Origin of the sequence: uncultured Campylobacter sp., from assembly GCF_938015785.1 — a bacterium.
Lineage (GTDB): Bacteria > Campylobacterota > Campylobacteria > Campylobacterales > Campylobacteraceae > Campylobacter_B.
On the sequence record NZ_CALLWC010000061.1, the window covers coordinates 13,552 to 38,532 of the forward strand.

Below are 24,981 nucleotides of genomic sequence, written 5' to 3' on the forward strand. Positions count from 1 at the left end.
TAAGGAAAGATATGAGATTTTATAGTTTTACTGAGATGGATCGCGACGCAAGAGTTATAGCAAAGCAGGTTAGGGACGAATTTATGCCCGACGCGATCGTGGCGATCGCTAGAGGCGGGCTCACATTCGGTCACGCGCTAGCCAATGCGCTTGATATGCGGACGATATTTTCGATAAATTCCATCCACTACGCAGATACCAAAAAGCTCGACACCATCGACGTTTTCAACGTGCCCGATCTAGAGCTTTACAAACGCGTGCTGCTGGTGGACGATATCATCGACAGCGGTGACAGCATGGTCGAGATCAAGCGCGTGCTGCTGGAGAAATTCCCGCAAATAGAGCTTAAAACCGCGGTGATTTTTTACAAACCTAAAGCGCTTATCCAGCCCGATTTTAAAATTTCAAAGACGGATGAGTGGATAAATTTCTTTTGGGAAAATTATACGATAGAGGAATGAAGCGGCGCGCGGTTAAATTTAGCGGCTAAATTTTAAAGGATTCGGCGGCTCAAATTTTATAAAATTTCGGCCGTAGAATTTAGGTCGTAAATTTAAAGCGCCCGCAGCAAGGATGAGAGTGAAGAAGCTTTATCAAAACGAAATTTTCGTGATCTCTATAATGTGCCTGTTTCAGGGCATATTTTTGCTTTATGCGATTTCAAATTTAAGCATCAGCTACTACGAGGCCGAAATTTTTTATGAGAAAAAATCCCTTGTTTCGCTAATCGCAAATTTAAGCTGCGAAATTTTCGGGCGCAACGACTATGCCCTGCGCGTGTCGTTTATTTTGATCCATTTCGCAAACGCCGCGATGATCTATAAAATTTCAAAATTTATTCTAAAGCGCCGCTTCGATAGAGTAGTCGCTACGGCGCTATTTATGGCGCTTCCTGCATCGATGAGTAGCGCGATCTTGCTAAATCCCGCGGGCATCATCGTTTTTTTCACGCTGCTGGCGATCTATTTTGCAAAGAGCGAATACGATATCGCGCTTTTCGTGCTTCTATCCGTTTGCGCCCTGATCGATAAAGCGTTTTTTATGCTATACGTCGGCTTTGGAATTTGGGCGCTTTATACGCGCAAAAAGGAGCTTTTGCTACTTTGCATAGCGCTATTTAGCTTCAGCGTGATCTTTTACGACGTAAGCTCCGAGGGCAAGCCGAAGGGGTATTTTTTAGACACCGTGGGCGTTTTTGCGGGCGCGTTTTCACCTCTCGTGTTTTTATTTTTCATCTACACGATCTATAGAATTTGGATCAAAGAGGAAAAGAGCCTGCTTTGGTTCATCGCTACGAGCGCGCTTTGTCTAACGATGCTTTTTTCGCTAAGACAGCGCGTGCCGCTTGAGATGATGCTGCCGTATTGCGTTATCGCTACGCCTCTGATCATTCGGGTTTTATTTAATTCATACCGCGTTAGATTGCCTAAATTTCGCACCTTTCACAAGATCGCCGTGGGTGTGACGCTGGTAAGCTTAGCGGTGAGTTATTTTGCAGTGATTTTTAGTGACGTGATGTATGAGGCGATGTTCGCAAACAAGCCGCAGCGGCATTTCATCTATAAATTTGACGTAGCTAAGGAGCTAGCGAGCGAGCTAAAAAATCGCGGAGTAAAAAGCGTAAGCTGCGAGGACAAGAGGCTCTGCCTGCGCCTGAAATTTTACGACCTGCCAAGCGGCGAGGATGCGTATATTTATGAGCGAAATTCTGAAAATTCGACACAAAATATAGATATTTACAAGCGAGGCGTGCGAATTGCTAAATTTTATGTTAAAATATAAACAAAATTTTTATGAAAGGTAAAAATTATGAAAAAAGCATTTACTATGATAGAGCTGATTTTCATCATCGTGGTGGTTGGAATTTTGGCGGCGGTGGCAGTGCCTCAAATCAATCGAAATAGCCTTGTGGAGGCGGCAGATCAAGTAGCTGCTCATATTCGCTATACTCAGCAGCTGGCTATGAATGATAACAAATTCGATCCTGACGATCCTAATTGGTTTAAGAGATTTTGGAGGATTCAATTTACCGATCAAGGAGCACCGGGCTCTGCAGCAGGATGGCGATATAATATATATTGGGATAACGGAGCTTTCCCGGGTTCAAACGGACAACCAAATAGCCTAAATTCTATGGCAGCTGATCCGCAAAATCCTAACAAACTGCTTACTTCGGGCTTTGCTAGGCAACCTGCCAATACTGATGGTGCAAAAATGAATAAAAAGCTAAATTTAGAAGCAACATATAATATAAGCAATATAGAATTTACTAATTGCGGTAATGGAAACAATCATACTATCTCTTTTGATTCTTATGGTCGCCCTATGGGGCAGCTTGCTAATTCTGTAGTGCCATATGATAGGCTTTTTGTGGGTCAAAATCCATGCGTAATCACGCTTACCAATGATGCGAAAGAGACCGCTAGTATTACTATCGAGCCGGAGACCGGATACGTAAGATACACGCTAAATTCTAATACCGGCACAGCCGCGCAATAGGACTAATAAAATTTTTACTCAAATTTAAGTAAGCGCAAGGAGAATGATGAAAAAATACATAATGACGCCGATTTATTACGTAAACGACGTCCCGCACATCGGTCACGCATACACGACGATCATCGCCGATACGATGGCTAGATTTTATCGCCTGCAAGGACACGAGGTGTTTTTTAAAACGGGCACCGACGAGCACGGCCAAAAGATCGAGGAGGCTGCAGCCAAGCACGGCCAAAGCCCGAAGCAGTACGCAGATGGGGTAAGCGCTAAATTTAAAGACCTGTGGGACGAGTTTGACATCAGCTATGATATGTTTTCGCGCACTACCGATGCCGCGCATGAGGCGGCGGTGCAAAACGTATTTCGCAAGATGTATGAAAAGGGCGACATTTATAAGGGCGAATACGAGGGCAACTACTGCGTAAGCTGCGAGAGTTTTTTCCCTTCCAATCAGCTAATCGACGGCGAGTATTGCCCCGACTGCGGCAAAAAGACTAAAATTTTAAAAGAGGAGAGCTATTTTTTCAGACTTAGCGCCTATGCAGACAGACTTTTAAAATGGTATGAGGACGAAAAGTGCATCCTGCCCCTAGGCAAAAAAAACGAGGTCGTAAGCTTCGTAAAAGGCGGTCTGAAAGATCTTTCGATCACGAGAACGGGTTTTGATTGGGGCGTTAAAATTCCGCCCGAGCTGAACGATTCGAAGCACGTGATTTACGTCTGGCTGGACGCGCTAATGGATTATCTTAGTTCGCTTGGATTTTGCGCGGGCGGCGAGCGGATGGAGTATTGGAGCGACGCGCTGCATATCGTGGGCAAGGACATTTTGCGCTTTCACGCCGTTTATTGGCCTGCGTTTTTGATGAGCCTGGGACTAAATATGCCACGCAGCATCGCAGCTCACGGCTGGTGGACGCGCGACGGCAAAAAGATGAGCAAGAGCCTGGGCAACGTCGTGGATCCGCGCGAGGTCGCAAACGCCTACGGGCTGGAGCAGTTTAGGTATTTTTTGCTGCGCGAGGTACCATTTGGCCAAGACGGCGATTTTTCGCAAAAAGCGATCATCAACCGCGTAAATTCCGAGCTTGCCAACGAGCTTGGAAATCTACTTAGCCGTATCGTCGGCATGAGCGCGAAATATTCGGATTATGTCATAAATTCCAAAGACGTGATGAAATTTTTTACCGCCGAGATCGAGGAGGCGAACTCCTATCTGAGCGCCGCACTTAACGCGCTTGAGGAGGTCGCTACCAATAGATACTTGGAAGAGCTTTGGAGGGCACTTGCTCTTGCGAACGCTTCGATCGCGAAATACGAGCCGTGGAATTTGATGAAAAACGGCGAGCAGGCTAAGGCGCTGGCTCTCGTCGCATTGGTTGCAAATATTTTGGCTAAAGTCGCCGTGCTGCTAAGCCCCGCGATGCCGAAGACAGCGGCACGTATCGCAGACACGCTCGGCTTTGAAATATCCACTTCGCTTTATGAGAAGCTAGTGCTTCGCGGCGAAATTTTAGATTTTAAGGCCAAGCCGTGCGAGCCGCTTTTTACCAAGATCGATCATGAGCTTATGCCGAAGGCGGACTACGATAGACTGGACGGCGCTGTCAGTTCTACAAGCTGTTCGGGCACAGACGCCGCGGTAAAAGGCGCACCAAATTTAAACGCAAACGCTTCCGGCTCAGGCGCTACCACGCAAGGAGCCCAAGGCAAGATAACCGAGGCTCAAATCAAAATCGACGATTTCAAAAAATGCGTTATCAAGGTTGGCACGATTTTGGAGTGCGAAAACATTGAAGGCAGCGAGAAATTGTTGCGATTTATGATCGATTTGGGCGAGGAGAAGCCGCGTCAAATCATCAGCGGTATCGCGAAATTTTACGATCCCGCCGCGCTTGTCGGCAAGCAGATCTGCGTGCTGGCAAATTTAAAACCCGCTAAAATTTTTAAACATAGCAGCGAGGGTATGATTTTAAGCGCCGAGGACGGCAGCCTTACGCTGCTTAGCACTCTCACGCCCGTAAAAAACGGCGCGATCGTAGGTTAGCGATGAAGGCTTTAGCGCGTAAGGCTTCAAAGCTCGCTATCTACGGCGCGGCTGGGCTCTGCGCGCAAAAAAGCGGCGCTTCGGATAAAATTTTAAAGCTTTGTCGCAGCTGTGGTTTTGCTGTAAAGATCGGCGCGGGCGGGCTTGCGTGCGTGAGCGCACCCTTGGCGCTAAAGCTCGGCGCGGGAGTTGCTTTAAAATTTGCGGCACGTAAAATTTTAACGCTAGGCGTTTGCGAGCTGTCGAAGTCTGCCGCTTTAAAATGTGTAAAACTCGGCGCGCGCACGGTTGTGCGCTCGTTTTCACGCACCGATAAATTTACGGACGAGCGCACGAAAAAATATGCGAGCGCGGATGGCGAGAGCTCTAAAGCAAGCGTCGCGTCGCGCAGAAAGCGCACGGCAAGCGTTTCTAGCGCGAGCATCAAAAAAGACGCCTTGCTTTTCAAAAGCGCCTCTGCTAAAAAAAACGTAGCGACAAAAAGCGCACCCGCAAAAAAATCCCCGCTCGCTAAAAAACCTGCACCTATCGCAAAAACCGCATCGACCGCCAAAAATATCGCAGCAAGTGTAGTCTCTACATCCACGGCAAAATCGCCATCTGTCGCAAAATCGGCATCCGTAAAAAGCGCCGCGCAAAATAAAATTTCCGCAGCTAGCGCAAAATGGGCACCCGTCAAAAACGCATCTCAGAACGCAAAATCTCGCCGTATCGCAAAAAATACTGCCACACCTGCCGTAATCGCCGCAAAAGACGCCGCCGCATCCGGCGCAACCTCCGCATCTACCGCAAAGCAGCCGCACCGCGCCGCAAAGAGCGCGCTTCTTAAAAGCTCCGCCGCAGGAAAGTCGTAATGGTAAATTTATTAAATTTAACCCGTATCGTAAACGGAACGATGCTAAATAATCCCGCAATCTCCGCGGTCGAAAGCTTTGCGATTGAGCCCGCAAAGGTCGCGAAAAAGGGCGCTTTCATAGCACTCGGCGCAAACGAGCGCGACGTGCGCACCGCGATCGATAACGGCGCGTACGCGATCATTTTCGATAATAATTTCAAGCCGCTTAACGATGAGATCGCCTTTATCAAGGTTGAAAATTTATGCTCGGCGCTAGTGCGACTGATAAAATTTCTGGGCGAGACGTGGCGGCACGGCTTCGTGCTGATAAACGAGGTGCAAAGCGAGATCCTGCGCTACACGAGCGTGCCGAAAAATTTGATGTTTGCGCCGCGCAGCAAGGGCGAGCTTTTTATCAGCCTGCTGAATGCCAAAGAGAAAAATACCTACTTCACCACCGACGGCGAGCTTTTGCAAAGCCTTGGCATCTCGCCTGTCCGGGTTCCCGCGAGTGATGATTTTAGGCTGCTTTATGGCGGCTCGATATTTTACAGCAGCTTCGTTTTCGGCGGGCTTTATTATTCAAATTTAGTCTTTCCTCAGCTGTTTTTGCCCGAGCTATGCGGCGTAATCGAGTATCTCTCGCGCAAAAACATACCCTTTAAATTTCAAAACTTAAGCGCATTCGGCCATTTTGAACCGATTTTTGTGGATAGATTTTTTAACGTTAGCTCGCTTGGCGGCAGCTACCGCGCTTTTATCGCCGAGAGCGATCCTGAGCTTTTTGCGCGCGAGGCGGAGTTTTTGCGGGCAAAATTCCGCGAAAAAATTATCGTCTGCGCTAGCTGGGAGGATCGATTGGACGGCGTTAAGATCGACTTTCGCTTCAATAAGCTAAGCGCTCTAAAGAGCCTGCCGGAGTTTCACTACGCGCTTGTTTTTGCGGAAAAAAGCGCGATCGTGCAGCTTCTAAATCAAAAACCGCAAGAAAAAAATCTATTTTTTTAAAGGCAGCGGATGCAGAGCTTTGATGAAATTTTAAACGGAAATTTTTGGATAAAGAGGCTTTACGAAAACGGGCTATTGCGCGAGGTGAAGGAGCAGATCGGCACAGAGCTTGAGATCGCGCACGCAAGCTACATCGAGGTCAAAAAAGAGCGTTCGCAAGCACTGCTTTTTACAAACGTGCGAAACGCGCAAGGCAAACGGATGCCGCCGGTGCTAACCAATATTTTCGGCTCCTCCCCCGCTCTAAATTTAATCCTCGGCCGCAAGCCCGACGAAATTGCCGCTGAGATCGAGAGCCTGCTAAAGCCGAAGCATCCGCAAAGCCTCGGCGAAAAGCTTGATTTCTTGGCGCACTTAATCTCGCTGCGTAAAATTTTTGTAAAGCGCCTTAGCGGTCGCGGCGAGTGCCAGCAGGTCGTGCATCTAGGCGCTGACGTCGATTTAGGTGAGCTTCCTGTGCTTAAGACCTGGGAGAATGACGGCGGCGCGTTCATCACGATGGGGCAGGTTTATACGAAGGATCTGAACTCTCAAACGCAAAATCTCGGCATGTATCGCCTGCAAATTTACGGGCGCGACCGCTTGGGGATGCACTGGCAGATACACAAAGACGGCGCGGGCTTTTTCGACGAATACCGCAAAGCGGGGCGCAAGATGCCCGTGTCCGTGGCGATCGGCGGCGATCCGCTCTATATCTGGTGCGGTCAGGCGCCGCTGCCGAAGGGGATTTTTGAACTGCTGCTTTACGGCTTCATCCGCCGCAGTCCCGCTCGCCTCGTAAAATCGCTTACGAATGAAATTTACGTTCCCGCGGACGCTGATTACGTGATCGAGGGCTTTGTCGATCCCGCAGTAAGCGAGCCGGAGGGACCTTTCGGCGATCACACGGGATATTATACGCCGGTAGAGCCATTCCCAGTGATGGAGGTTAGCGCGATCACGCACAAGCGTGCGCCCGTATTTCACGCCACCGTCGTGGGTAAGCCGCCGCTTGAGGATAAATTTATGGGATATGCGACCGAGCGGATATTTTTGCCGCTGTTTCGTACGAGCGCGTCCGATCTGATCGATTATAAAATGCCCGAGAACGGCGTATTCCACAACCTGATTTTGGCTAAGATCGCCGTGCGCTACCCCGCTGCGGCTAAGCAGATCATGCACGCGTTTTGGGGCGTGGGGCAGATGAGCTTCGTCAAACACGCCGTTTTCGTGCCGCAGGACGCGCCGAGCTTGGATGAGTACGAGGCGCTTACGAAGTACGTCCTAAACCGCATAGGCGCGCGCAGCCTCGTTTTTAGCGAGGGTGTGTGCGATCAGCTCGATCACGCAAGCCCGAACTCCTGCTTCGGCGGCAAGCTCGGTATTGATGCGACGGCGGATCTAAGCTCGCAGGCGCCGCAAATTTTAAGCGATGAGGAGCTGCTAGCTAAATTTCAAAGCGAGGAGCCCGCCATTTTGGCGCTTAAGCAGCACTTTTGCGATACGAAAAACCCGCTCGTGTTGATAAACATAGACAAAAAAGAGCTCGTAGAGCGGAGCTGGCGGCGGCTTTTGAAATTTAGCGAGCATTTTAAAATTTTGATTTTTACCGATGCGGGGAATGATGCGAGCAACCTCTATATGAGCGTTTGGCGCGTCGTAAATAGCATCGATGCGCTGCGCGACATGTTTGTGACGCAGGGCGATCGCATCTGCATCGACGCTACGAGCAAGTACGAGTGGGAGGGCTATACGCGCCGGTGGCCGCAGGAGACGCTCTGTAGCCACGAAGTCGTAGTAAGCCTCATAGCGCGCGGCATCGTGCAAGATGAGCCCGAGCTATTTAAGAAATTTGAAATTTTTTGAGGACGCGGGACGAAACTTCGCGCGGATTTGAAATTTTAAAATTTTGCACTCTGATTTTAAGGGCTGCACATTAAATTTAAAATAAATTTATTTGAATTTATGTGTTTAAGCAGTGAAATTTTGTAAAATTTTCAATGATAGAAATAGCAAAATTTTTAAAATCTTTATAAAATTTGCAATAGCTAGATTTAGGAAGTATAAACGTATTGCGTATTTAGGATATGCCACAAATCCGAAGTCGGACGGGTTCGTGCGCCAAAGCAAAGTAAGCCAGCAGCTTAAAAGCTTTGAAATTTTAAAAATTTAAGGATCATATAAATTTAATGAAAGTAAGATCGTCGATTTTTTATACCATCACGTTCATCTTCGCGCTCGCCGCCGTGGGCGTTTCACTCGCCCTACTCTGGCTCATCGGCTACGATCAGCAAAACTACACCCGCGAGCTAAACTCCAAATACTCCATCGTTGCGCGCGCGAACCTATATCAAATGAGTAAGCTCATCAGCGATGTCGAATATGACCGCCAGGTCGCAAATTTCGAGTTTTCGACCATCCGCGATGAAGCCAAGCGCGATGAGATCATCAAAGGCGCTGAAATTTTAGATAGCATCTCCGCAGACATCGGCTCTGCTGATATCCTGCTTTTTAAGCGCAAGCACTATCTAAAAATCACGCACGCTGGCGAGACGCGGCTTTTAAACGACAAGGATTATCAGCCCTATCGCTACGATATTTTCAAAGCGATCTATGGCGTCATTTTGGTGATCATCCTGCTTGCGTATATTTTCATCATCCGCAAAATTCGCCCCCTTCGCAAGCTCAAACGCCAGATCGATAAATTTGCTAAAGGCGATCTTCAGATCAAGGACGTAAGCGTAGGAAACGACGAAATTTCCGAGGTTTCGCACGCATTTTACGAGGCGGTCACGCAGATAAATAAGCTTAACGAATCGCGCCATCTGTTTTTGCGAAACATAATGCACGAGCTCAAAACCCCTATCACAAAGGGTCGCATCGCCGTCGAGATGATTGAGCACGGTAAAAATCAAGAGCGCCTCATCTCGGTCTTTGAGCGACTGGAGAGCCTAATCAACGAATTTGCAGCGGTCGAGCGCGCGACTGCGGGCACGGCGCTAATCGAACGCGGGATTTTTTCAATGGATGAAATTTTAAAAGAAGCGCTCGGCATCGCGATGATCGAGCCCGGCTGCGTCACGCTGCAAAATCCGCTAGGACTAAGCTTAAACGTAGATCTGAAGCTCTTTTGCGTCGCGGTAAAAAATTTAATCGACAACGCCGTCAAATACGCCGCAGACGGTAAAATTTTAATCTGCCTAAACGCCGAGACGATGGACTTCATAACGCTCGGCGAGCCGCTGCAGAAAGATTTTAGCTACTACAAAGAGGCCTTCGTCAAGGGCACGAACGCTAAGCAAAGCTTCGGTCTCGGGCTTTACATCGTCGATAATATCGCCAAGGCGCACGGGCTAAAATTCCTCTACCGCAGGCAGGATGAGCTAAACGTCTTTTATTTCGAGGGGATCGAAAAGATAGCGACGTTATGAAATTTAAGCACATTTTTTATATTATTGCGCCAAAAATTCGAAACGAGAAGATGCGAAATTTTATATTTTTAGCGCTATTTTTAACCGCGACCATGTTTTTTCTACCTCGCGGCGCACAAGCCGAGAGCTTCATCACCGACGAGGAATACGGCGCGATGCTGTATAAAAACCCGCGCGGCGTGGGCTGCGACAAGTGCCACGGCGAAAAAGGCGAGGGTTCGCTGATCGTAAAGTATAAAGAATTTAACCGCACCTCGGGCACCTACTACGAGCGCGCCCTAAACGCGCCGCCGATCAACAATCTCTCGCTTCAGGAGCTCGCCGACGGGATCAGCAGCTCGCGCGACGTGATGCCCAGCTACTTCCTGACGCAAAACGAGATCATCATCATCTACAAATATATAAAATCGATAAATCAACCAAAAAAGAAGGAGAAAAAATGAATAATCACGATGAATTTTTAGCAGCACAAAAACTTATCCCGGGCGGCGTCGATTCGCCTGTGCGAGCATTCGGCAATGTCGGTAGCGAGCCTTTTATGGTGGATCGCGGCGAGGGCTCGTACATCTACGACGTCGAGGGCAAAAAATATCTCGACTTCGTGCAGAGCTGGGGTCCGCTCATCTTCGGTCACGCCGATGCAGACATCGAGCGCGCCGTCGTGCAGACCGCCAAAAAAGGGCTAAGCTTCGGCGCATCCAGCCCGCTTGAGACGCAGCTTGCCTCGCTCGTGCTAAAAAATTTCGATTTCCTAGATAAGATCCGCTTTACCAACAGCGGCACCGAAGCCACGATGAGCGCAATCCGTCTTGCGCGCGCCTTTAGCGGACGGGATAAAATTTTAAAATTTGAGGGCTGCTACCACGGTCACAGCGACAGCCTGCTCGTCAAAGCAGGCAGCGGCGCGAGCACCTTCGGTAACGCAAGCAGCGCAGGCGTGCCGCAGGACATCGCGAAAAACACCTACCTAGCCAGATACAACGACATACAAAGCGTAAAGTACGTCCTGGCGCAAAACGACATCGGCACGATCATAATCGAGCCGATTGCGGGAAATATGGGCTTGGTACCGGCGGGTCCCGAATTTTTAACCGAGCTTCGCGCGCTGTGCGACGAGAAAAAGATCGTGCTGATAATCGACGAGGTAATGAGCGGCTTTCGCGCGAGCGAGCTAGGCAGCTACGGCATCTACGGTGTCCGCGGCGATCTGGTAACCTTCGGCAAGGTCATCGGAGGTGGCATGAGCGTGGCGGCGTTTGCGGGCAAGCGCGAAATCATGGATATGATAAGTCCGCTAGGAGCGGTGTATCAAGCGGGCACGCTAAGCGGAAACCCCGTCGCAATGGCTGCGGGTATCGCCAGCCTAAGTAAAATTTACGCTAGCAGCGGCCTTTACGAAAGGCTCGGCGAGCTAGCACGCAGGTTCACAGACGGGCTTTGCACCATAGCACAGCGCCGCGGCATCGCGCTGCAAACCGCCTGCGTAGGCTCGATGTTCGGATACTTTTTCGCAGACGAAGAGGTGCGCGACTATGACGGCGCTTTGCGGGCAGACACCGTGCGCTTTGCAAAATTTCACGGCGAGATGATTAAGCGCGGCGTATTTTTGGCACCTAGTCAGTTTGAGACGGGCTTTATCTGCGCCACGATGAACGAAACGCAGATCGACTTTGCGCTAAACGCCGCGGATGAAGCGATGGCGGCGCTTTAAGGGCTGCATTTTAAAATTTTACGGATTTTAGATGAGAGTAACGAAAAATTTAAACAAAATCGTAAAGGGCGCCTGCGACATCAGCCTAGGCATCTCAATCGTCGTAGCGATCGGCATCGGCGTAGCGATCGGGCTTGGGCTGCGGCACCTCACGGGCTCGCTGCTTTTATTATGGTTCGGCATCGCTATCGGCATCGCGGCGGCATTTTTAAACGTTTACCGCGCGTGCAAGGCGCTAAATTCGAGCCTAAAGGAGCTTGAGAACGATCCGAAATACAAGGCGGATCCTAAAAATTTCGACGACGACGATGAATGGGATGAGCGAGATTGAATAGGCAGTTTTTGCTCATATACTGCGTGCTAAACGCGGCGTTTGTCCTGCTTGGGCTAGCGCTTTGCGGCGCAGGATTTTTCGGCCCGGGCTCTTTCGGCGTGCGGGCGCTTGCATGGCTTCTTAGCTTGGAGGCCGGATTTTTAGGCGCATTCGGCGCGGTATATTTTTCGTTTCGCGCTTACCGCAATAAAATAGAAGATGAGCTCAGAGCCGGCAAATACGATGAAATTTTGCGGCAAAGCTCTAAAAATTCCACCGGTTTTATGAACGACGAAACTTCCGCAAACGATGCGAATTCCGCAAGCAGCGGCGGCGAAAATCAGGGCGGCGCGGGCGGCAGCGATGAAATTTTATACAACGAGGTTTGCGGCAGTGAAATTTTAAAAAGCGAAAGCTTTAGGGGTGTAAATTCAGGAGCCGAAATTTCAAACGCCCAAAATTCCGAAGGCGCAATAAATTTCACAAGCGGCGAGACCCACATCGAAAACGGCAATAGCCGCGTCACGCACGACGAAACCGCCACCGAGTGTGCCGCAAACTCTACCGCTGATATAAATTTTACTCGCAGCTCAAATTTAGACGCCGAGTACGACAAAACCTCTACTTGCGGTGCGATCGTTTTGAAACACGCCACCACCGATAAATTTAATATGAATGGCAGCGCGACTTGCAGCGACTCATACGACGGCATAAACGACGAAGCTAGCGATAGTTCGCAAGGCGACATAGGCGAGCGTTGCGACGACTTAAAAAATGCAGCGAGCAGCTATCTGGGCGGCAGCTGGAGCGACGGCGCAGATCGCAGCAATCATAGCGGCGGCGCAGGTAACGGAAATCGTGGCGGCGATGTAGATAGCGGCAAGCCAAGCGACGGTACGAGCGATTTTGGGGGTGGGATTGGCGCCGCGCGCGACGGATCAAAGGATGATTTCGAAGGCGCGGACGACGGCGCCGATGATTGGGATGATGAGCACGAAAGGGGCGAGGTTCGGAGCAATTTTGCGGGGGCGTTTTTCTCTCCGTTTAAAATTCTATCCTACGCGGCGCTCGTGGCGGCGATCTACCTGCTTGCCAAGCTGTCCTTGCTAAACCCGCTGGCGATTATTTTGGGCGTTACGATCATTCCTCTGGGCACGATGATCGCTGCCTTGGGCGGCAAAGACGCGCGCTAAAGCTCAAGCGGCGCGAATAGGACGCTTTAAATTTTAAAATTTAGCTTGGGCGGGATTGAGTGCAGATCGGCGCAGAATAAAATCGCGTACGACCCCTGCACTGCGAGCTGCATTGCAGACACCGCGCATTTTGATATGTATCGCCGCTCGCTAAATTTATAAAATTTACGCCGCACATCTTTGAACTTCTGCGTAAATTTAAACCGCTCATTGCAAGCCGTAGAAATTTTACCGGCATTTCTCGCGTAATTCCAAAACTAAATTTAACCGCCGCAAATTGCAATTCAGCGCGAAATTCTTATCTATATTTAATTAAATTTTAGCTACCATTACGCAAAATTTGAGGAAAAATTATGAATTATGATACCTTGAAAAAAATCTTTTTTCGATTCGATCCAGAAACCGCTCATAAGATCGCAGAATTCGGACTTCGCACGCTCTATGCGACTCCGGGCGGGCTTGAGGCTTTGGCAAAATTCGGCGTTTATAAAGATGAAATTTTAACTCAAAATATATGGAATCTCAGCTTCGATAACCCCGTAGGTATCGCGGGCGGCTTCGACAAAAACGCCACGATGATCGCGCCGCTGGCCGCTCTTGGCTTCGGGCACATCGATTTTGGTACATTTACGCCGCGTCCTCAAAGCGGCAACGAAAAGCCGCGACTTTTTCGCCTCGTTAGCGAGCAGAGCATTCAAAACGCGATGGGTTTTAACAACGAAGGTGCTGATGTTATCGAGCGTCGCGTGCGAAAAATTTATCCTTTTGTAATCCCGATCGCCGCAAATATCGGCAAAAACAAAGCCACCTCGAACGAGGATGCACTAAGCGATTACGAAGCCTTGGGCCGTAAATTTAACGGGCTGTGCGATTTTTTTATCATCAACGTAAGCTCGCCGAACACCCCGAATCTGCGTGCTTTGCAAGAAAACAGCTTCATAAACGAGCTGATTGGAGCGATGAAAAAGATCACGAACAGACCGCTCGTCTTAAAGCTGGCGCCCGATATGAGCGCAGATCAGGCGATTGCGCTGTGCGAGTGCGCGGTGCAAAGCGGCGCAAGCGGCATCATCATAAACAACACGAGCGTTGATTATTCGCTAAGCCCCAACGCTAGGGACTTCGGCGGCCTAAGCGGCAGACTGATCACCGAAAAATCGCGAAAGCTTTTCGCACAGGTCGCTCGCGAGCTCTTCGGTCGCACGGTCCTAATCAGCTGCGGCGGCATAGACAGCGCGCAGGAGGCCTACGAGCGCATCAAATCGGGCGCGAGTCTGGTTCAAATTTTTACCGCCTTTATCTTCAAGGGTCCGTTCGTCGCCAAAGCGATCAACGAGGGGTTGGCGGAACTTCTGCGCGCAGACGGCTTCAATAACATAAGCGAGGCGGTCGGGGTAAATTTAAAAGATCGCGCGGGCGAAGGATACGGCATCAGAAATGATCTGGCGGAAAATCTCGGCAACGGCGCGAATTTGCGCACTTGCGAAGACAAAGAGGCAGATGCTAAAACGGATAAAATTTCGAGTGCGACCGAAGGTGAGGAAACGAGCGAAATTTCAAACGAGCCCGAAAGCAGGGATGCGGACAGAATTTCTAACGACAACAAAAGCGAAATATCGAGCGCCCAAGCTGATAAAATTCTCGCCGCTAAAACAGATGAAATTTCGAGCATTCAAGCAGATAAAATTCCGAGCGTTAAAATAAGCTCAAGCTCTGAAGCAGACGAAAATTCCAGCGCTTCGGCAAATTTAAACGCCTTGATAAACGCAGATACCGCGACGGATCAAAGATCAATCGAGCAAAGCGGTGTAGAGAGCGAAAATTCAGAGATTAAAAGTAAAAAACGAAGTAGCGCAAAAAGCGAAAATTTAGAGGCTAAAAGCACAAAGCAAAGCGGCGCGGATCGAAAGTCGGATAAAATTTCAAAAACTACCTCCAAAAGCAGCGTAAGCCCCAAACGCGGAAAAATTTCAAAGGACGCTGCGCAGAATGACGCTGCGCAGGATAGCGCCTCGCAGCAGAAAGATGCCGCAGCTAAAAATCTCTCGAAAAGCGATGCAAAGAGCGAGGATTTAGAGGCCAAAAAAGCAAAACAAAGCGGCACGGCGAGCAAAACTGTCAAAACTAAAACCACGTCGAAAAATAAAACCGCAACTGAAGCTGCACCAAAAAACGACATAGAAAGTAAAAATTCTAAAACGAAAGCCGCACCAAAAAGTAGCGCGGAAAGCAAAAGCTTAAAAGCCAAAAATGCAAAGCAAAGCAGCGCAAAAACTAAAAATGCCGAGGCTAAAGAGACCAAAGAGCTTAAAGAGGTTAAAGAAGCGAGCGGCGTCCAAGACGCGGAGCAAAACTCAAGCAAAAAACGAAAGGCGAAAAAAGATTAATGTTTCCGAAATTTAAGAAAATCACGCTGCAAAACGGGCTTCAAATTTATCACATCCCGATGAATAAGGGCAGCGGCGTCATCAGCGTGGACGTGTTTTACAACGTCGGCTCGCGCGACGAGGTGATGGGCAAAAGCGGCATCGCGCACATGCTGGAGCATCTAAATTTTAAATCCACGAAAAATCGCAAGGCGGGCGAGTTCGACGCGATCGTAAAGGGCTTTGGCGGCGTGAATAACGCAAGCACGGGCTTTGATTACACGCACTACTTCATCAAGTGCGCGAGCTCAAATTTAGAGGTCTGCTTGGATCTTTACGCCGATATAATGCAAAACTTAAGCCTCAAAGACAAAGAATTTCAGCCCGAGCGCAAGGTCGTGCTCGAGGAGCGACTGTGGCGCACCGATAACGATCCGTTCGGATATCTATTTTTCAGGCTCTATAACGCCGCGTTTTTGTACCATCCATACCACTGGACGCCGATAGGCTTTCGCAAGGACATCGAAAACTGGAATATCAAAGATATCAAGGAATTTCACGCTAAATTTTATCAGCCGCAAAACGCCGTGTTGCTGATCACCGGCGACATCGGCGAAAAGGCGGCGTTTGATGCGGCTAAAAAACACTTCGCGCCCGTAAAAAACAAGGGCGAAATTCCGCGCCTTCACTGCACCGAGCCTGCGCAAGACGGCGAGAAGCTTAGCGTTATTTACAAAAGCAGCGAAGCGCAGATCGTGGCGGTCGCCTTTAAAATTCCGCCGTTTAACCACGCCGACGCCGCGGCGATCAAAGCGATGGATATATATCTTAGCGGCGGCAAGAGCTCGCTTTTGCAGCGCGTGCTAGTCGATGAGAAAAAGCTCGCCAATCAGATCAATATCTATGATATGAGCGGTAAGGACGAGAATTTATTTATAGTCTTTGCCGTTTGCAACCAAGGCGTAAGCGGCGAGGTGCTGAGAGATGAAATTTTAGCGCTGATCGAAAAAGCCAAAAAAGCTAAAATAAGCGACGACGATATGCTAAAGATCAAAAACACCCTAAGCAGCGATCTTATCTACTCCCTCGACAGCGCTAGCAAGGTAGCGCAGATGTACGGCAGCTACATCGTCCGCGGCGATCTGGACGCGCTATTTAGGCTGGAGCGCGAAATTAAAAGCCTAGATAAAAGCGCGGTTAAAAAAGCGATGAAAACCCATCTAAGCCTTAAAAGCTCCACAAGCATTATCTTACGAAAGGAAAACGATGAATAAAAATGTCATAATCGGCTCTATGACGGCGCTGATCACGCCTTTTAAAGAGGGTAAACTCGACGAGCAGACCTACGCTAAGCTCATCAAAAGACAGATCGCAAACGGCATAAGCGCGGTCGTGCCCGTCGGTACCACGGGCGAGAGCGCGACGCTGACGCATGACGAGCACCGCGTCTGTATCGAGATCGCAGTAGACGCGTGCAAGGGTACGGACGTTAAGGTGCTAGCGGGCGCGGGCAGCAACGCAACTCACGAAGCGATCGGGCTCGCGCAGTTTGCGCAGGCTCACGGTGCGGACGGAATTTTATCCGTAGCGCCCTACTACAATAAACCTACCCAAAAAGGGTTGTATCTGCACTACAAGGCGATCGCGAGCTCGGTAGATCTGCCGGTGCTACTATACAATGTCCCGGGACGCACCGGCTGCGACATAGCCGCAGATACGATCATCAAGCTTTTTAACGACTGCGAAAATATCTACGGCGTTAAAGAAGCTAGCGGCAGCATCGATAAATGCGTCGATCTGCTCGCGCACGAGCCGCGCCTTAGCGTGCTTAGCGGCGAGGATGCGATCAACTATCCGATCCTAAGCAACGGCGGCAAGGGCGTGATCTCCGTCACCGCAAATTTACTGCCCGATTACACGGCGAGACTAACGAAATTTGCGTTGCAAAATGAGTTTTTAAAAGCCAAGCAGATCAACGACGATCTCTACGCGATCAATAAAATTTTATTCTGCGAGAGCAATCCGATCCCGATCAAAGCGGCGATGTATATCGCAGGTCTAACGCCTAGCTTGGAGTACCGCTTGCCGCTTTGCGAGCCGAGCGCGGAAAACCTCAAAAAAATAGAAAACGTAATGAAACAATACACTATCAAAGGATTTTAATTGACGAATGAATTTAAAGGAAAAACGCTAGTTATCAGCGGCGGCACGAGAGGCATAGGCAGAGCGATAGTTTTAGAATTCGCAGCTGCGGGGGCAAATATCGCTTTTACGTATAATTCCAACGAGGAGCTAGCCACTTCGCAAGCAGCCGATCTTGAGAAGACTTACGGCATCAAGGCGCGCGCTTATGCACTCAATATCTTAGAGCCAGAGACCTACAAGGAGCTCTTTGCCAAGATCGACGAGGATTTTGCGCGAGTGGATTTTTTCATCTCAAACGCCATCATCTCGGGTCGCGCAGTCGCGGGTGGATACACTAAATTTATGAGGCTAAAGCCGCGCGGTATCAATAATATCTTCACCGCAACGGTAAATGCCTTCGTCGTGGGCGCGCAAGAAGCCGCAAAACGCATGGAAGCGGTAGGCGGCGGCTCGATCATCTCGCTTAGCTCCACGGGAAATTTAGTCTATATCGAAAATTACGCGGGTCACGGCACGGCAAAAGCCGCGGTTGAAGCGATGGCGCGCTACGCCGCGACCGAGCTTGGAGAGAAAAACATCCGCGTAAACGTAGTAAGCGGCGGCCCGATCGAGACGGACGCGCTTAGGGCCTTTACGAACTACGAAGAGGTGCGCGACAAAACCGCCGAGCTTAGTCCACTAGGACGCATGGGGCAGCCGCAGGATTTGGCTGGAGCATGTTTATTTCTATGCTCGAGCAAGGCTAGCTGGGTGACGGGGCACACCTTCATCGTCGACGGCGGAACGACCTTTAAATAATGCTAAATTTACCCAATATTTTAGCGAGCTTTCGCGTTGTGCTGGCGCCGCTGTTTTTTTGGCTGATCCTATTAGCAGGCCATGCGAACGGCGGCATGGTGGGCTCAGTGCACGTCAGCTGGATCGATTATTTCGCCGCACTGGTCTTCGTCATCGCCTCCGTCACGGACTTTTTCGACGGATACATCGCGCGCTCTTGGAACCAAAAAACGAGACTAGGCGCCATCATCGATCCGCTCGCCGATAAGATGCTGACGCTTGCGGGCTTTTTAGGGCTTATGTTTATCGGACGCGCTAGCCCGTGGGCGATCTATCTGATCCTAATCCGTGAGTTTTTTATCACGGGCCTTCGCGTGGCGATGGCGGGCGACGGCGTAGAGGTTGCCGCGTCGATGGCGGGCAAGGTAAAGACGGTCTTTCAGATGATCGCTATCGGCTGGCTAACGATGCAGTGGCCCTATGCAAACGCCCTACTCTGGATCGCAGTTGTACTGACGCTATATTCGGGCTTTGAATACATCGCGGCGTATGCCAAGGCTACGAAAAAGAGTTAAATTTCAGGCTAGATATGGCTTTCGTAGTTGAAGAAAAAATCGGCGAAGAAAATGCAAGAAAGTATAAGCTCAATAAGGTAGAAAAAGATATTAGAAACAAAATTTCTAAAAAGCGATTGCCTTTTAGATGTTATCCTGAAATTTCTATAGAATTAAGCTGGCGCATAGATAGAGAGCTTGGCGCATGGCTCATAAACTACGGGAGCTTTAGCGGCTTTTGGGATCATTGCAATTTAGATTTTAACGCATATAGATTGTATTATCAAGGCAAAATGTTTGATACAGTCATTACTTACGGCGCTTGGTTCGGCGATTTTAGGATGATAAATGGACAGAAGCGACGTATCCATAAACTCTATGCGCTAGAACCGAGAAGTAGCGGCAAGCTCAGCAAAAGCGATATTTTTAAAATTTTACAAGACGCCCTTAACGCCGAAAATGAAAATGTTTTGCTAATAGATGCCCTGGATTACAACATTGATTATGTAGGTAGATTTTTGATTGATGGATACCGCTTTGAGGATAACCTAGAGCAAATTATAAATCCATTTAGAAATCAACACGGTCTAGCTAGCTTAAGCCGAGATGAGATAGATGGTCTGTGGTGTATTTCAAAGGAGCTAAACGAGATTTTTCTTATAAAAGTGGGCTCGGCTGGCAGTAATGATCTTTTTACGCTTACCCATTACAATCACGGTTATTACGAATACCACGCAAATATAGTGCTAAAGCAAATTTCCAACAAAACCGTAGATGGAATAAATGAAATCAGCTATAAGATAAAGAAAATAGAAATTTTAGGCGATCGCAGCGCCGCGCCGACGCAAGGCAAAATAAAACGACTAATACGCAAAATGTTTAGATCCACTTGCGAAAGCGGATTAAAGGGCTTTAGTCCAAATTTAATAGATGAAAAATTTAAACTAAGCTTGATCTTACATTCATTTGAAGAATCAGAATTTTTTATCAAACTAAAACAATGTATTGTGAAGCTACAAAACCCCATCGCAAAGCGTTAGAACCCGCGCTTAGTGGGTTTTAGCGATAGAATTTCAGCGTAAAATTTCACCTATTTTAGTAGCGCGGAATTTTAAAATTTCACGTTCAAATTTTACCGATAAAATTCCATAGATGCTTAGTCTGTATGTGCACAGCGATGTACAAACCTATAAAATTTAAAAGATAAAATTCCGCCGTGCAAAATTTCACGGCGTAAAATTTCGTTTAAACCGCCACACAAAATTTCAGGGCGGTGCGGCAGTATTTTAAAACACGACGAAATTTCAAAGCGCAACAAAATTTTAGAGCATGACGACTTGTCAAAACATAATGAAATTTCAAAGCATAGCGGCATTTCAAAGCACAAAGCCCCGTGCGGCGAAATTTTATAATCCGCTCCGTAAAATCTCGCGGTAAAATTTCGCTTTTAAATTTTAAATTCCTCGCGTCCTCCATCCACCGCGCGCCCTTAATTTAGCTAAATTTATAGCCCGAAACGGCGGCGGGCTAAGTTTAAAAGCTAACCAAATTTAAAAAGCGAGCCAGGGCTTTAAGCGACGATCTAAGCTTAAAATTTGCAAAATCATAGTAAGCTTAGCCCATTTTTTACAAAGGTCTGAAATTTGAAAAGCATAATTTTGACGCTGGCGATCCTGGCGGTCGGATTTTATTTTTACTCGATAAATTTTATGGTCACGGTGCTGGCGATCAGCTTCCTCATCTTTTTCCACGAGCTGGGGCATTTTTTGGCGGCGCGGGCGCTGGGCGTGGGGGTGAACGTCTTTAGCGTGGGCTTCGGCGAGAAGGTCTTTACCAAGCGCATCGGCGCGACGCAGTACGCCATCAGCGCGATCCCTCTGGGGGGCTACGTGAGCCTTAAGGGGCAGGAGGATTTGGATCCCGCTGCGGCAAGCACGGACCCCGATAGCTACAACTCCAAAGGCCCGATCGCGCGCATAATCATACTTTTTGCGGGGCCGTTTTTTAACCTGCTGCTTGCGTTTTTGATCTACATCGCGCTGGGCTACATCGGCGTCGAAAAGCTAGCACCGAAGGTCGGCAAAATTTCGCCAAATTCCGCCGCGGCAAGCGCAGGGCTAATGCTAAACGATGAAATTTTATCGATCGACGGCAAGCAGATCCGCGAGTGGGACGACATCTCAAAGCAGGTAACCGCAGCACCTCTAAGCCTAGAGATCATGCGCGGCGGCGAGCGACTGAGTCTGACGCTCACGCCAAAGCTCGGCGAGAAAAAAACCATCTGGCGCGAGAGCATCAGAGTGCCGCTCATCGGCATTTCGCCCGATTACAACGCGACCGTGACGCTATATCACAAAGGTGCTCGCTCGCTTAGCTTCGCGTGGGATCAGACAGTAGAGGCATCAAAGCTCATCTTGGTAGGTCTTGAAAAGCTCGCCAGCGGCGTCGTTTCGCCCAAGGAGATGGGCGGCATCGTCGCTATTACCGACATCACCTCAAAGGCGGTCGATTACGGCGCGGCGGTCTTGCTCGCGCTCGTGGCACTAATATCGGTAAATTTAGGGCTTATCAATCTATTTCCGATCCCTGCGCTCGACGGCGGGCACATCGCGTTTAATCTCTTTGAGCTCATCTTCCGCCGCCCGGTGCCAAAGCGGGTATTCGTGGGCGCTAGCTACGTAGGCATGGGGATTTTGGCGCTTTTGATGATATTTACGGTGCTAAATGATTTCGCTAGAATTTTGGGATTTTACAAATGAGGCTGGATGAAATTTTAAAGCGCATTGAGGCTGCGAAAGCAGGCGCGGGCGAAGTGCAGCTAGTCGCTGTGAGTAAAAACGTAGGCACGGATGAGGTGCGCGAGCTGTATTCGCAAGGACAGATCGCGTTTGGCGAAAACAGGGTGCAGGAGCTGAAGCGCAAAAGCGAGCTACTGCGCGAGCTGCCGCTAAAGTGGCACTTCATCGGCACGCTGCAAAGCAACAAAATCAATCAGCTCATCGCTCTGCGCCCGACGTTGTGGCAGAGCTGTAACAGTTGCGAGCTCGCGCTTGCCGTAAATAAGCGGCTGAATTATCCGCTAGATACGCTGCTGGAGATCAACGCCGCGGGCGAGAGCTCCAAAACGGGGCTAGATAAAAACCGCGCGGTGGAGGAGTTCTTGCGCATCAAGCAGGAGTGCAAAAATCTAAATTTAATCGGCGTGATGAGCATCGGCGCGCACGTGAGCGAGCCCGCGCAGATCGCGCGAAGCTTCGAGGCGAGCCGCGAGATATTCGATGCGCTCGTGCCGCACGGCGCGCGAATCTGCTCGATGGGAATGAGCGATGATTTTGAGCTCGCGATCAAATGCGGCTCGAACATGATCCGCCTGGGTAGAATTTTATACGCCTAAGCTTCCGAAAGGCGGGCCTTAGCGCGCGAGCAAATTTTATACCGCTTTTATTATACGGCGCGCTTGATTTGCTGCGCGAGCTAAATTCGGCGCGTAACTTGAAATTTGGCGCAATGCTTGATTTTACGTGCTACTTAAATTTAGCGCGTTATTGAAATTTTACGCAGCGCAACAACACGGCATCAAATTTTAAACCTAGATAAAATTTTATTTGCAGCGATGCAAATTTCAAAAACGCGACGATATAAAATTCTAAGCGCAATCCGCATAAAGACAGAATCTTAAAAGGCGAATTTCAAGTAGCGGCAGCTGGCGTACGTCGCGCGCACGCTGGTTCAGGGCGCGAAAGCGATCTTTATGGACGAACCTACCAACGGGCTAGATTTTGGCAATCAAATTAGGCTGCTCGAGATGATAAAAGCTCTAGGCGACGAGGGCTGCACCTTCGTGCAGACGATGCACTACCCGCGTCACGCGAAATTCGTTTCAAGCTTGACGCTGTTTATAAAAGGCGGCGAAATTTTAGCTTTCGGGCGCAGCGAGCAGCTCATAAATGCCGAAAATATCGATAAAATTTACGGCATCAACTACGAAAAATACGAGGATAGATTATAAATTTTAAGAGCGCGTAGCGCCGTTAAATTTAGCCGAACTAGGGTAAAATTGCGCGCATAGAATAACTTCTCGGCGACAAGACGGCGCGCCGATAAGACGCCAAGCTGCGGATCGCGGTTGCAGCAATGTAAGCTGCAAACTGAATTGCTAGCGAGCAAAACGTCTAAATTTAAACGATAAATTTAAAGGAAAATCATGACTCCGCGCGAGATATTTTTAAACGGCTGCAATGAGATTGCGGCGAATTTCACGGACTTCAAGCCCATGCAAAAGGGGCAAAAACTAACGAAGCTCGCAAGCAACAAGGAGATTTTATTTGAGATTTATTTTAGCTCTAGCATGCGCAATTACTCGGGCAGCGTGAGCATCCTGCCGCAGGTCGCGATCTACTGCAAGCGCCTAAAAAAGCTTATGCAAGAGGAGCTGTCCTACTCGACCGACCTTGTTTTCGTATCGCACCTGAGCTATCTCACGCCGCGCAGGCAGTTTCGCGACTGGCAGCTAGCGGGCGCTAGCTTTGAGCTCAGCGTGCGGGAGATTAGCGCAGCTATCAAGGATTACGCGCTGCCTATTTTTGAGCTTTTTGAGGACAAGCGCAAGGCGGTGGAGTTTATGACGCAACGCGGGGCTAAATTTAACAAAAATCTAAGCGCCTTCGATCTGTACCCGATCTACTTTGTATATTATTTTGGCGGCAAGGACGCGGCGGAGGCGTTTTTCAACGTCTGCCTGAGCGATTGCACCTACAAAGGGCGATTTTATAAGCTTTACGAGGAGCTTGCAAACGGCGCGGAGGCAGATTTTAGCAGGAGTTCGTTTTGGGGCGATACGGAGGCGAAATTCGCATTTGTAAAAGGACTTAAAATTTTAAATGGCTGAAGCTTTAATTCAAATTTTAATCGTAATTTTTAGCGCCTTGCTTCTTGGCGGGATTATTTGGGCGCTCCTTCGGCGCAACCCTCGCAAGCTTAGCCCACGTCAGCTTGCCGCGATAGATGGGATAAGCGAGACAAGCGCGATAAAAAGGCTTTCCGTGAGGCCGTTTTTGTTCTGGCTGGAGCGGTTTTTTATCTCGTGCGAGAGCTTTTGGTTCGATCAGGATTTCATCTAAGTTTTTGACGGACAAAAGCTCGCGGCGAGGTATAAATTTGAGCAAATTTTAGCGCTTGAGGTTACAAAAATACGGATAAATCACGCTAGGATTTGGCGGATCCGCTTTGCGGGCGGCGTGAGCGAACTTGAACGCGAAGGCGCGAACGAGCCCGAGCGAGATGGCGAGCGAGAGTATAAATTTGTGCCCGCCGCTTCGATTTTTGAGCCGAGCTTTAAAGAATTTTTGCAAATTTTACGCGAGAAAAACCGAGGAGCGATCAAGACGGAACCGAGATTTTGGGAGGCCGTTTAGCGAGGCAGAATTTTACAAAGCGGATTAAAAGGCACGCAGCTTTCAAGCGCGATCGTCGCAAAGGACGGCAAAAGCTACACGCGAAACCGCAAGAGGCGATAAATAGATAAAAGGGGGCAAAATGAAACGCTGGAGCAAGCTTGCAAAACAACTTTACGAGCTCGTGGATGAAAACATTGATTTTAAGCTTCACTGTACGGTTTATCGGATGCAAAGCAGGCGCGGCAGCACGGATTTACCGCGATACTTTATCACGCTTGCGGGCGAGATTATTTTTGATTACCCAAAGGATTTCGTGCTAAAAAGCGGCGGCGTAAAAAGCCTAGCACAGGGCGCTCTAACGAAAATTTATCCGTATGGTAACGACATAAGCGATATCGGCGAGCTTATCCGCGAATATATCGATACGCCCAAAGAGGAGCTGTTTAAAAAACACTTTGATGCCGATGAATGGGGGCTTGCGAATATCCTAAAGGCCGCCGACAAACGCATCGGCAAAAGGAGACTGCAAATTTTAGCCAAAAACAAGAAAAATCAAGCGATGCAAAAAGTGATAGCGGCTAGATTGGAGGCTTCGCAACAAATTTGAGCGGCGATTTAAATGCGGAGCGAACAAGCGCGGACGACAAACTAAAAATTTTGATTTATGCACGGACTTTTAAAATTTAACTGTAATCGTTCGGTAAAAATTTAAAGAATTTCGAGCATATAA

Annotated in this window: 25 protein-coding genes and 1 pseudogene; 25 read left to right on the forward strand and 1 reads right to left on the reverse strand. The window is 48.9% G+C overall.

All coding sequences use genetic code 11. The features are described 5' to 3' along the window. Nucleotides 1-11 precede the first annotated feature (11 nt). The 12 genes from Q0393_RS08720 to Q0393_RS08775 all read left to right on the forward strand — a co-directional run bounded on the left by Q0393_RS08720 (nucleotide 12) and on the right by Q0393_RS08775 (nucleotide 13,013). Complete coding sequence (locus Q0393_RS08720; RefSeq protein WP_298979531.1) at nucleotides 12-461, forward strand: phosphoribosyltransferase; 450 nt, start codon at nucleotides 12-14, stop codon at nucleotides 459-461. Nucleotides 462-573: 112 nt separating this feature from the next. Next, a complete protein-coding gene (locus tag Q0393_RS08725) occupies nucleotides 574-1,782 on the forward strand; it encodes a hypothetical protein (RefSeq protein ID WP_298979533.1) in 1,209 nt (402 codons plus the stop codon). 27 nt (nucleotides 1,783-1,809) lie between these two features. Next, nucleotides 1,810-2,499 (forward strand): type II secretion system protein, encoded by a 690-nt coding sequence (locus Q0393_RS08730; RefSeq protein WP_298979535.1) that lies wholly within the window; start codon nucleotides 1,810-1,812, stop codon nucleotides 2,497-2,499. Between the two features lie 46 nt (nucleotides 2,500-2,545). Further along, a complete protein-coding gene (gene metG / locus Q0393_RS08735) occupies nucleotides 2,546-4,543 on the forward strand; it encodes a methionine--tRNA ligase (RefSeq protein WP_298979537.1) in 1,998 nt (665 codons plus the stop codon). 2 nt (nucleotides 4,544-4,545) lie between these two features. Continuing rightward, nucleotides 4,546-5,397: a hypothetical protein gene (locus tag Q0393_RS08740; RefSeq protein WP_298979539.1), complete on the forward strand. Its 852-nt coding sequence runs from the start codon at nucleotides 4,546-4,548 to the stop codon at nucleotides 5,395-5,397. Beyond that, entirely contained in the window at nucleotides 5,397-6,386 is a 990-nt protein-coding gene (locus Q0393_RS08745) for a hypothetical protein (protein WP_298979541.1), read from the forward strand. Before Q0393_RS08740 ends, Q0393_RS08745 begins: the two co-directional genes overlap by 1 nt. A gap of 9 nt (nucleotides 6,387-6,395) precedes the next feature. After that, the gene (locus tag Q0393_RS08750; RefSeq protein WP_298979543.1) at nucleotides 6,396-8,231 is read left to right on the forward strand and encodes a menaquinone biosynthesis decarboxylase; all 1,836 of its coding nucleotides are present in this window, start codon (nucleotides 6,396-6,398) and stop codon (nucleotides 8,229-8,231) included. Nucleotides 8,232-8,554: 323 nt separating this feature from the next. Then, nucleotides 8,555-9,796, forward strand: a complete 1,242-nt coding sequence (locus Q0393_RS08755; protein ID WP_298979545.1) for an ArsS family sensor histidine kinase — start codon at nucleotides 8,555-8,557, stop codon at nucleotides 9,794-9,796. 92 nt (nucleotides 9,797-9,888) lie between these two features. After that, on the forward strand, nucleotides 9,889-10,239 hold the full coding sequence (locus Q0393_RS08760; protein WP_298979572.1) for a cytochrome C oxidase subunit III: 351 nt from the start codon (nucleotides 9,889-9,891) through the stop codon (nucleotides 10,237-10,239). Next, nucleotides 10,236-11,507, forward strand: coding sequence for a glutamate-1-semialdehyde 2,1-aminomutase (hemL, locus tag Q0393_RS08765; RefSeq protein WP_298979546.1), 1,272 nt, complete (start codon nucleotides 10,236-10,238; stop codon nucleotides 11,505-11,507). The genes Q0393_RS08760 and hemL overlap by 4 nt, the downstream gene beginning before the upstream one ends. A gap of 31 nt (nucleotides 11,508-11,538) precedes the next feature. Continuing rightward, entirely contained in the window at nucleotides 11,539-11,838 is a 300-nt protein-coding gene (locus tag Q0393_RS08770) for an AtpZ/AtpI family protein (protein WP_297988133.1), read from the forward strand. Continuing rightward, nucleotides 11,835-13,013 (forward strand): hypothetical protein, encoded by a 1,179-nt coding sequence (locus Q0393_RS08775; protein WP_298979549.1) that lies wholly within the window; start codon nucleotides 11,835-11,837, stop codon nucleotides 13,011-13,013. The genes Q0393_RS08770 and Q0393_RS08775 overlap by 4 nt, the downstream gene beginning before the upstream one ends. A gap of 40 nt (nucleotides 13,014-13,053) precedes the next feature. Here the strand turns inward: Q0393_RS08775 and Q0393_RS08780 are convergent, their stop codons facing one another. Further along, nucleotides 13,054-13,224 (reverse strand): hypothetical protein, encoded by a 171-nt coding sequence (locus tag Q0393_RS08780; RefSeq protein WP_298979553.1) that lies wholly within the window; start codon nucleotides 13,222-13,224, stop codon nucleotides 13,054-13,056. Between the two features lie 142 nt (nucleotides 13,225-13,366). On the opposite strand from Q0393_RS08780, the pseudogene Q0393_RS08785 reads away from it, so the two are divergent. The 13 genes and pseudogenes from Q0393_RS08785 to Q0393_RS08845 form a co-directional block, all read left to right on the forward strand. Continuing rightward, nucleotides 13,367-14,419 (forward strand): annotated as a pseudogene (locus tag Q0393_RS08785) (quinone-dependent dihydroorotate dehydrogenase); the annotation flags it as partial. A 980-nt stretch (nucleotides 14,420-15,399) separates the two neighbouring features. After that, nucleotides 15,400-16,653 (forward strand): pitrilysin family protein, encoded by a 1,254-nt coding sequence (locus tag Q0393_RS08790; protein WP_298979554.1) that lies wholly within the window; start codon nucleotides 15,400-15,402, stop codon nucleotides 16,651-16,653. After that, complete coding sequence (gene dapA, locus Q0393_RS08795; protein WP_297894048.1) at nucleotides 16,646-17,542, forward strand: 4-hydroxy-tetrahydrodipicolinate synthase; 897 nt, start codon at nucleotides 16,646-16,648, stop codon at nucleotides 17,540-17,542. The genes Q0393_RS08790 and dapA overlap by 8 nt, the downstream gene beginning before the upstream one ends. Next, complete coding sequence (locus Q0393_RS08800; protein WP_297951136.1) at nucleotides 17,543-18,322, forward strand: enoyl-ACP reductase; 780 nt, start codon at nucleotides 17,543-17,545, stop codon at nucleotides 18,320-18,322. It begins immediately after the preceding gene. Then, nucleotides 18,319-18,876, forward strand: a complete 558-nt coding sequence (gene pgsA, locus Q0393_RS08805) for a CDP-diacylglycerol--glycerol-3-phosphate 3-phosphatidyltransferase (RefSeq protein WP_298979574.1) — start codon at nucleotides 18,319-18,321, stop codon at nucleotides 18,874-18,876. Before Q0393_RS08800 ends, pgsA begins: the two co-directional genes overlap by 4 nt. Before the next feature lie 14 nt (nucleotides 18,877-18,890). Further along, on the forward strand, nucleotides 18,891-19,895 hold the full coding sequence (locus Q0393_RS08810; RefSeq protein ID WP_298979557.1) for a hypothetical protein: 1,005 nt from the start codon (nucleotides 18,891-18,893) through the stop codon (nucleotides 19,893-19,895). Between the two features lie 603 nt (nucleotides 19,896-20,498). Next, nucleotides 20,499-21,614, forward strand: coding sequence for an RIP metalloprotease RseP (gene rseP, locus Q0393_RS08815; protein WP_298979560.1), 1,116 nt, complete (start codon nucleotides 20,499-20,501; stop codon nucleotides 21,612-21,614). Then, complete coding sequence (locus tag Q0393_RS08820; RefSeq protein ID WP_298979562.1) at nucleotides 21,611-22,249, forward strand: YggS family pyridoxal phosphate-dependent enzyme; 639 nt, start codon at nucleotides 21,611-21,613, stop codon at nucleotides 22,247-22,249. Before rseP ends, Q0393_RS08820 begins: the two co-directional genes overlap by 4 nt. Before the next feature lie 357 nt (nucleotides 22,250-22,606). Then, nucleotides 22,607-22,864: an ABC transporter ATP-binding protein gene (locus Q0393_RS08825; protein WP_298979564.1), complete on the forward strand. Its 258-nt coding sequence runs from the start codon at nucleotides 22,607-22,609 to the stop codon at nucleotides 22,862-22,864. A gap of 195 nt (nucleotides 22,865-23,059) precedes the next feature. Then, nucleotides 23,060-23,743: a hypothetical protein gene (locus Q0393_RS08830; protein WP_298979565.1), complete on the forward strand. Its 684-nt coding sequence runs from the start codon at nucleotides 23,060-23,062 to the stop codon at nucleotides 23,741-23,743. Then, the gene (locus Q0393_RS08835; protein WP_298979567.1) at nucleotides 23,736-23,975 is read left to right on the forward strand and encodes a hypothetical protein; all 240 of its coding nucleotides are present in this window, start codon (nucleotides 23,736-23,738) and stop codon (nucleotides 23,973-23,975) included. Before Q0393_RS08830 ends, Q0393_RS08835 begins: the two co-directional genes overlap by 8 nt. A gap of 117 nt (nucleotides 23,976-24,092) precedes the next feature. Next, the gene (locus Q0393_RS08840) at nucleotides 24,093-24,269 is read left to right on the forward strand and encodes a hypothetical protein (RefSeq protein WP_298979569.1); all 177 of its coding nucleotides are present in this window, start codon (nucleotides 24,093-24,095) and stop codon (nucleotides 24,267-24,269) included. A gap of 121 nt (nucleotides 24,270-24,390) precedes the next feature. Further along, a complete protein-coding gene (locus Q0393_RS08845; protein ID WP_298979570.1) occupies nucleotides 24,391-24,858 on the forward strand; it encodes a hypothetical protein in 468 nt (155 codons plus the stop codon). The last annotated feature ends 123 nt before the right edge of the window (nucleotides 24,859-24,981 follow it).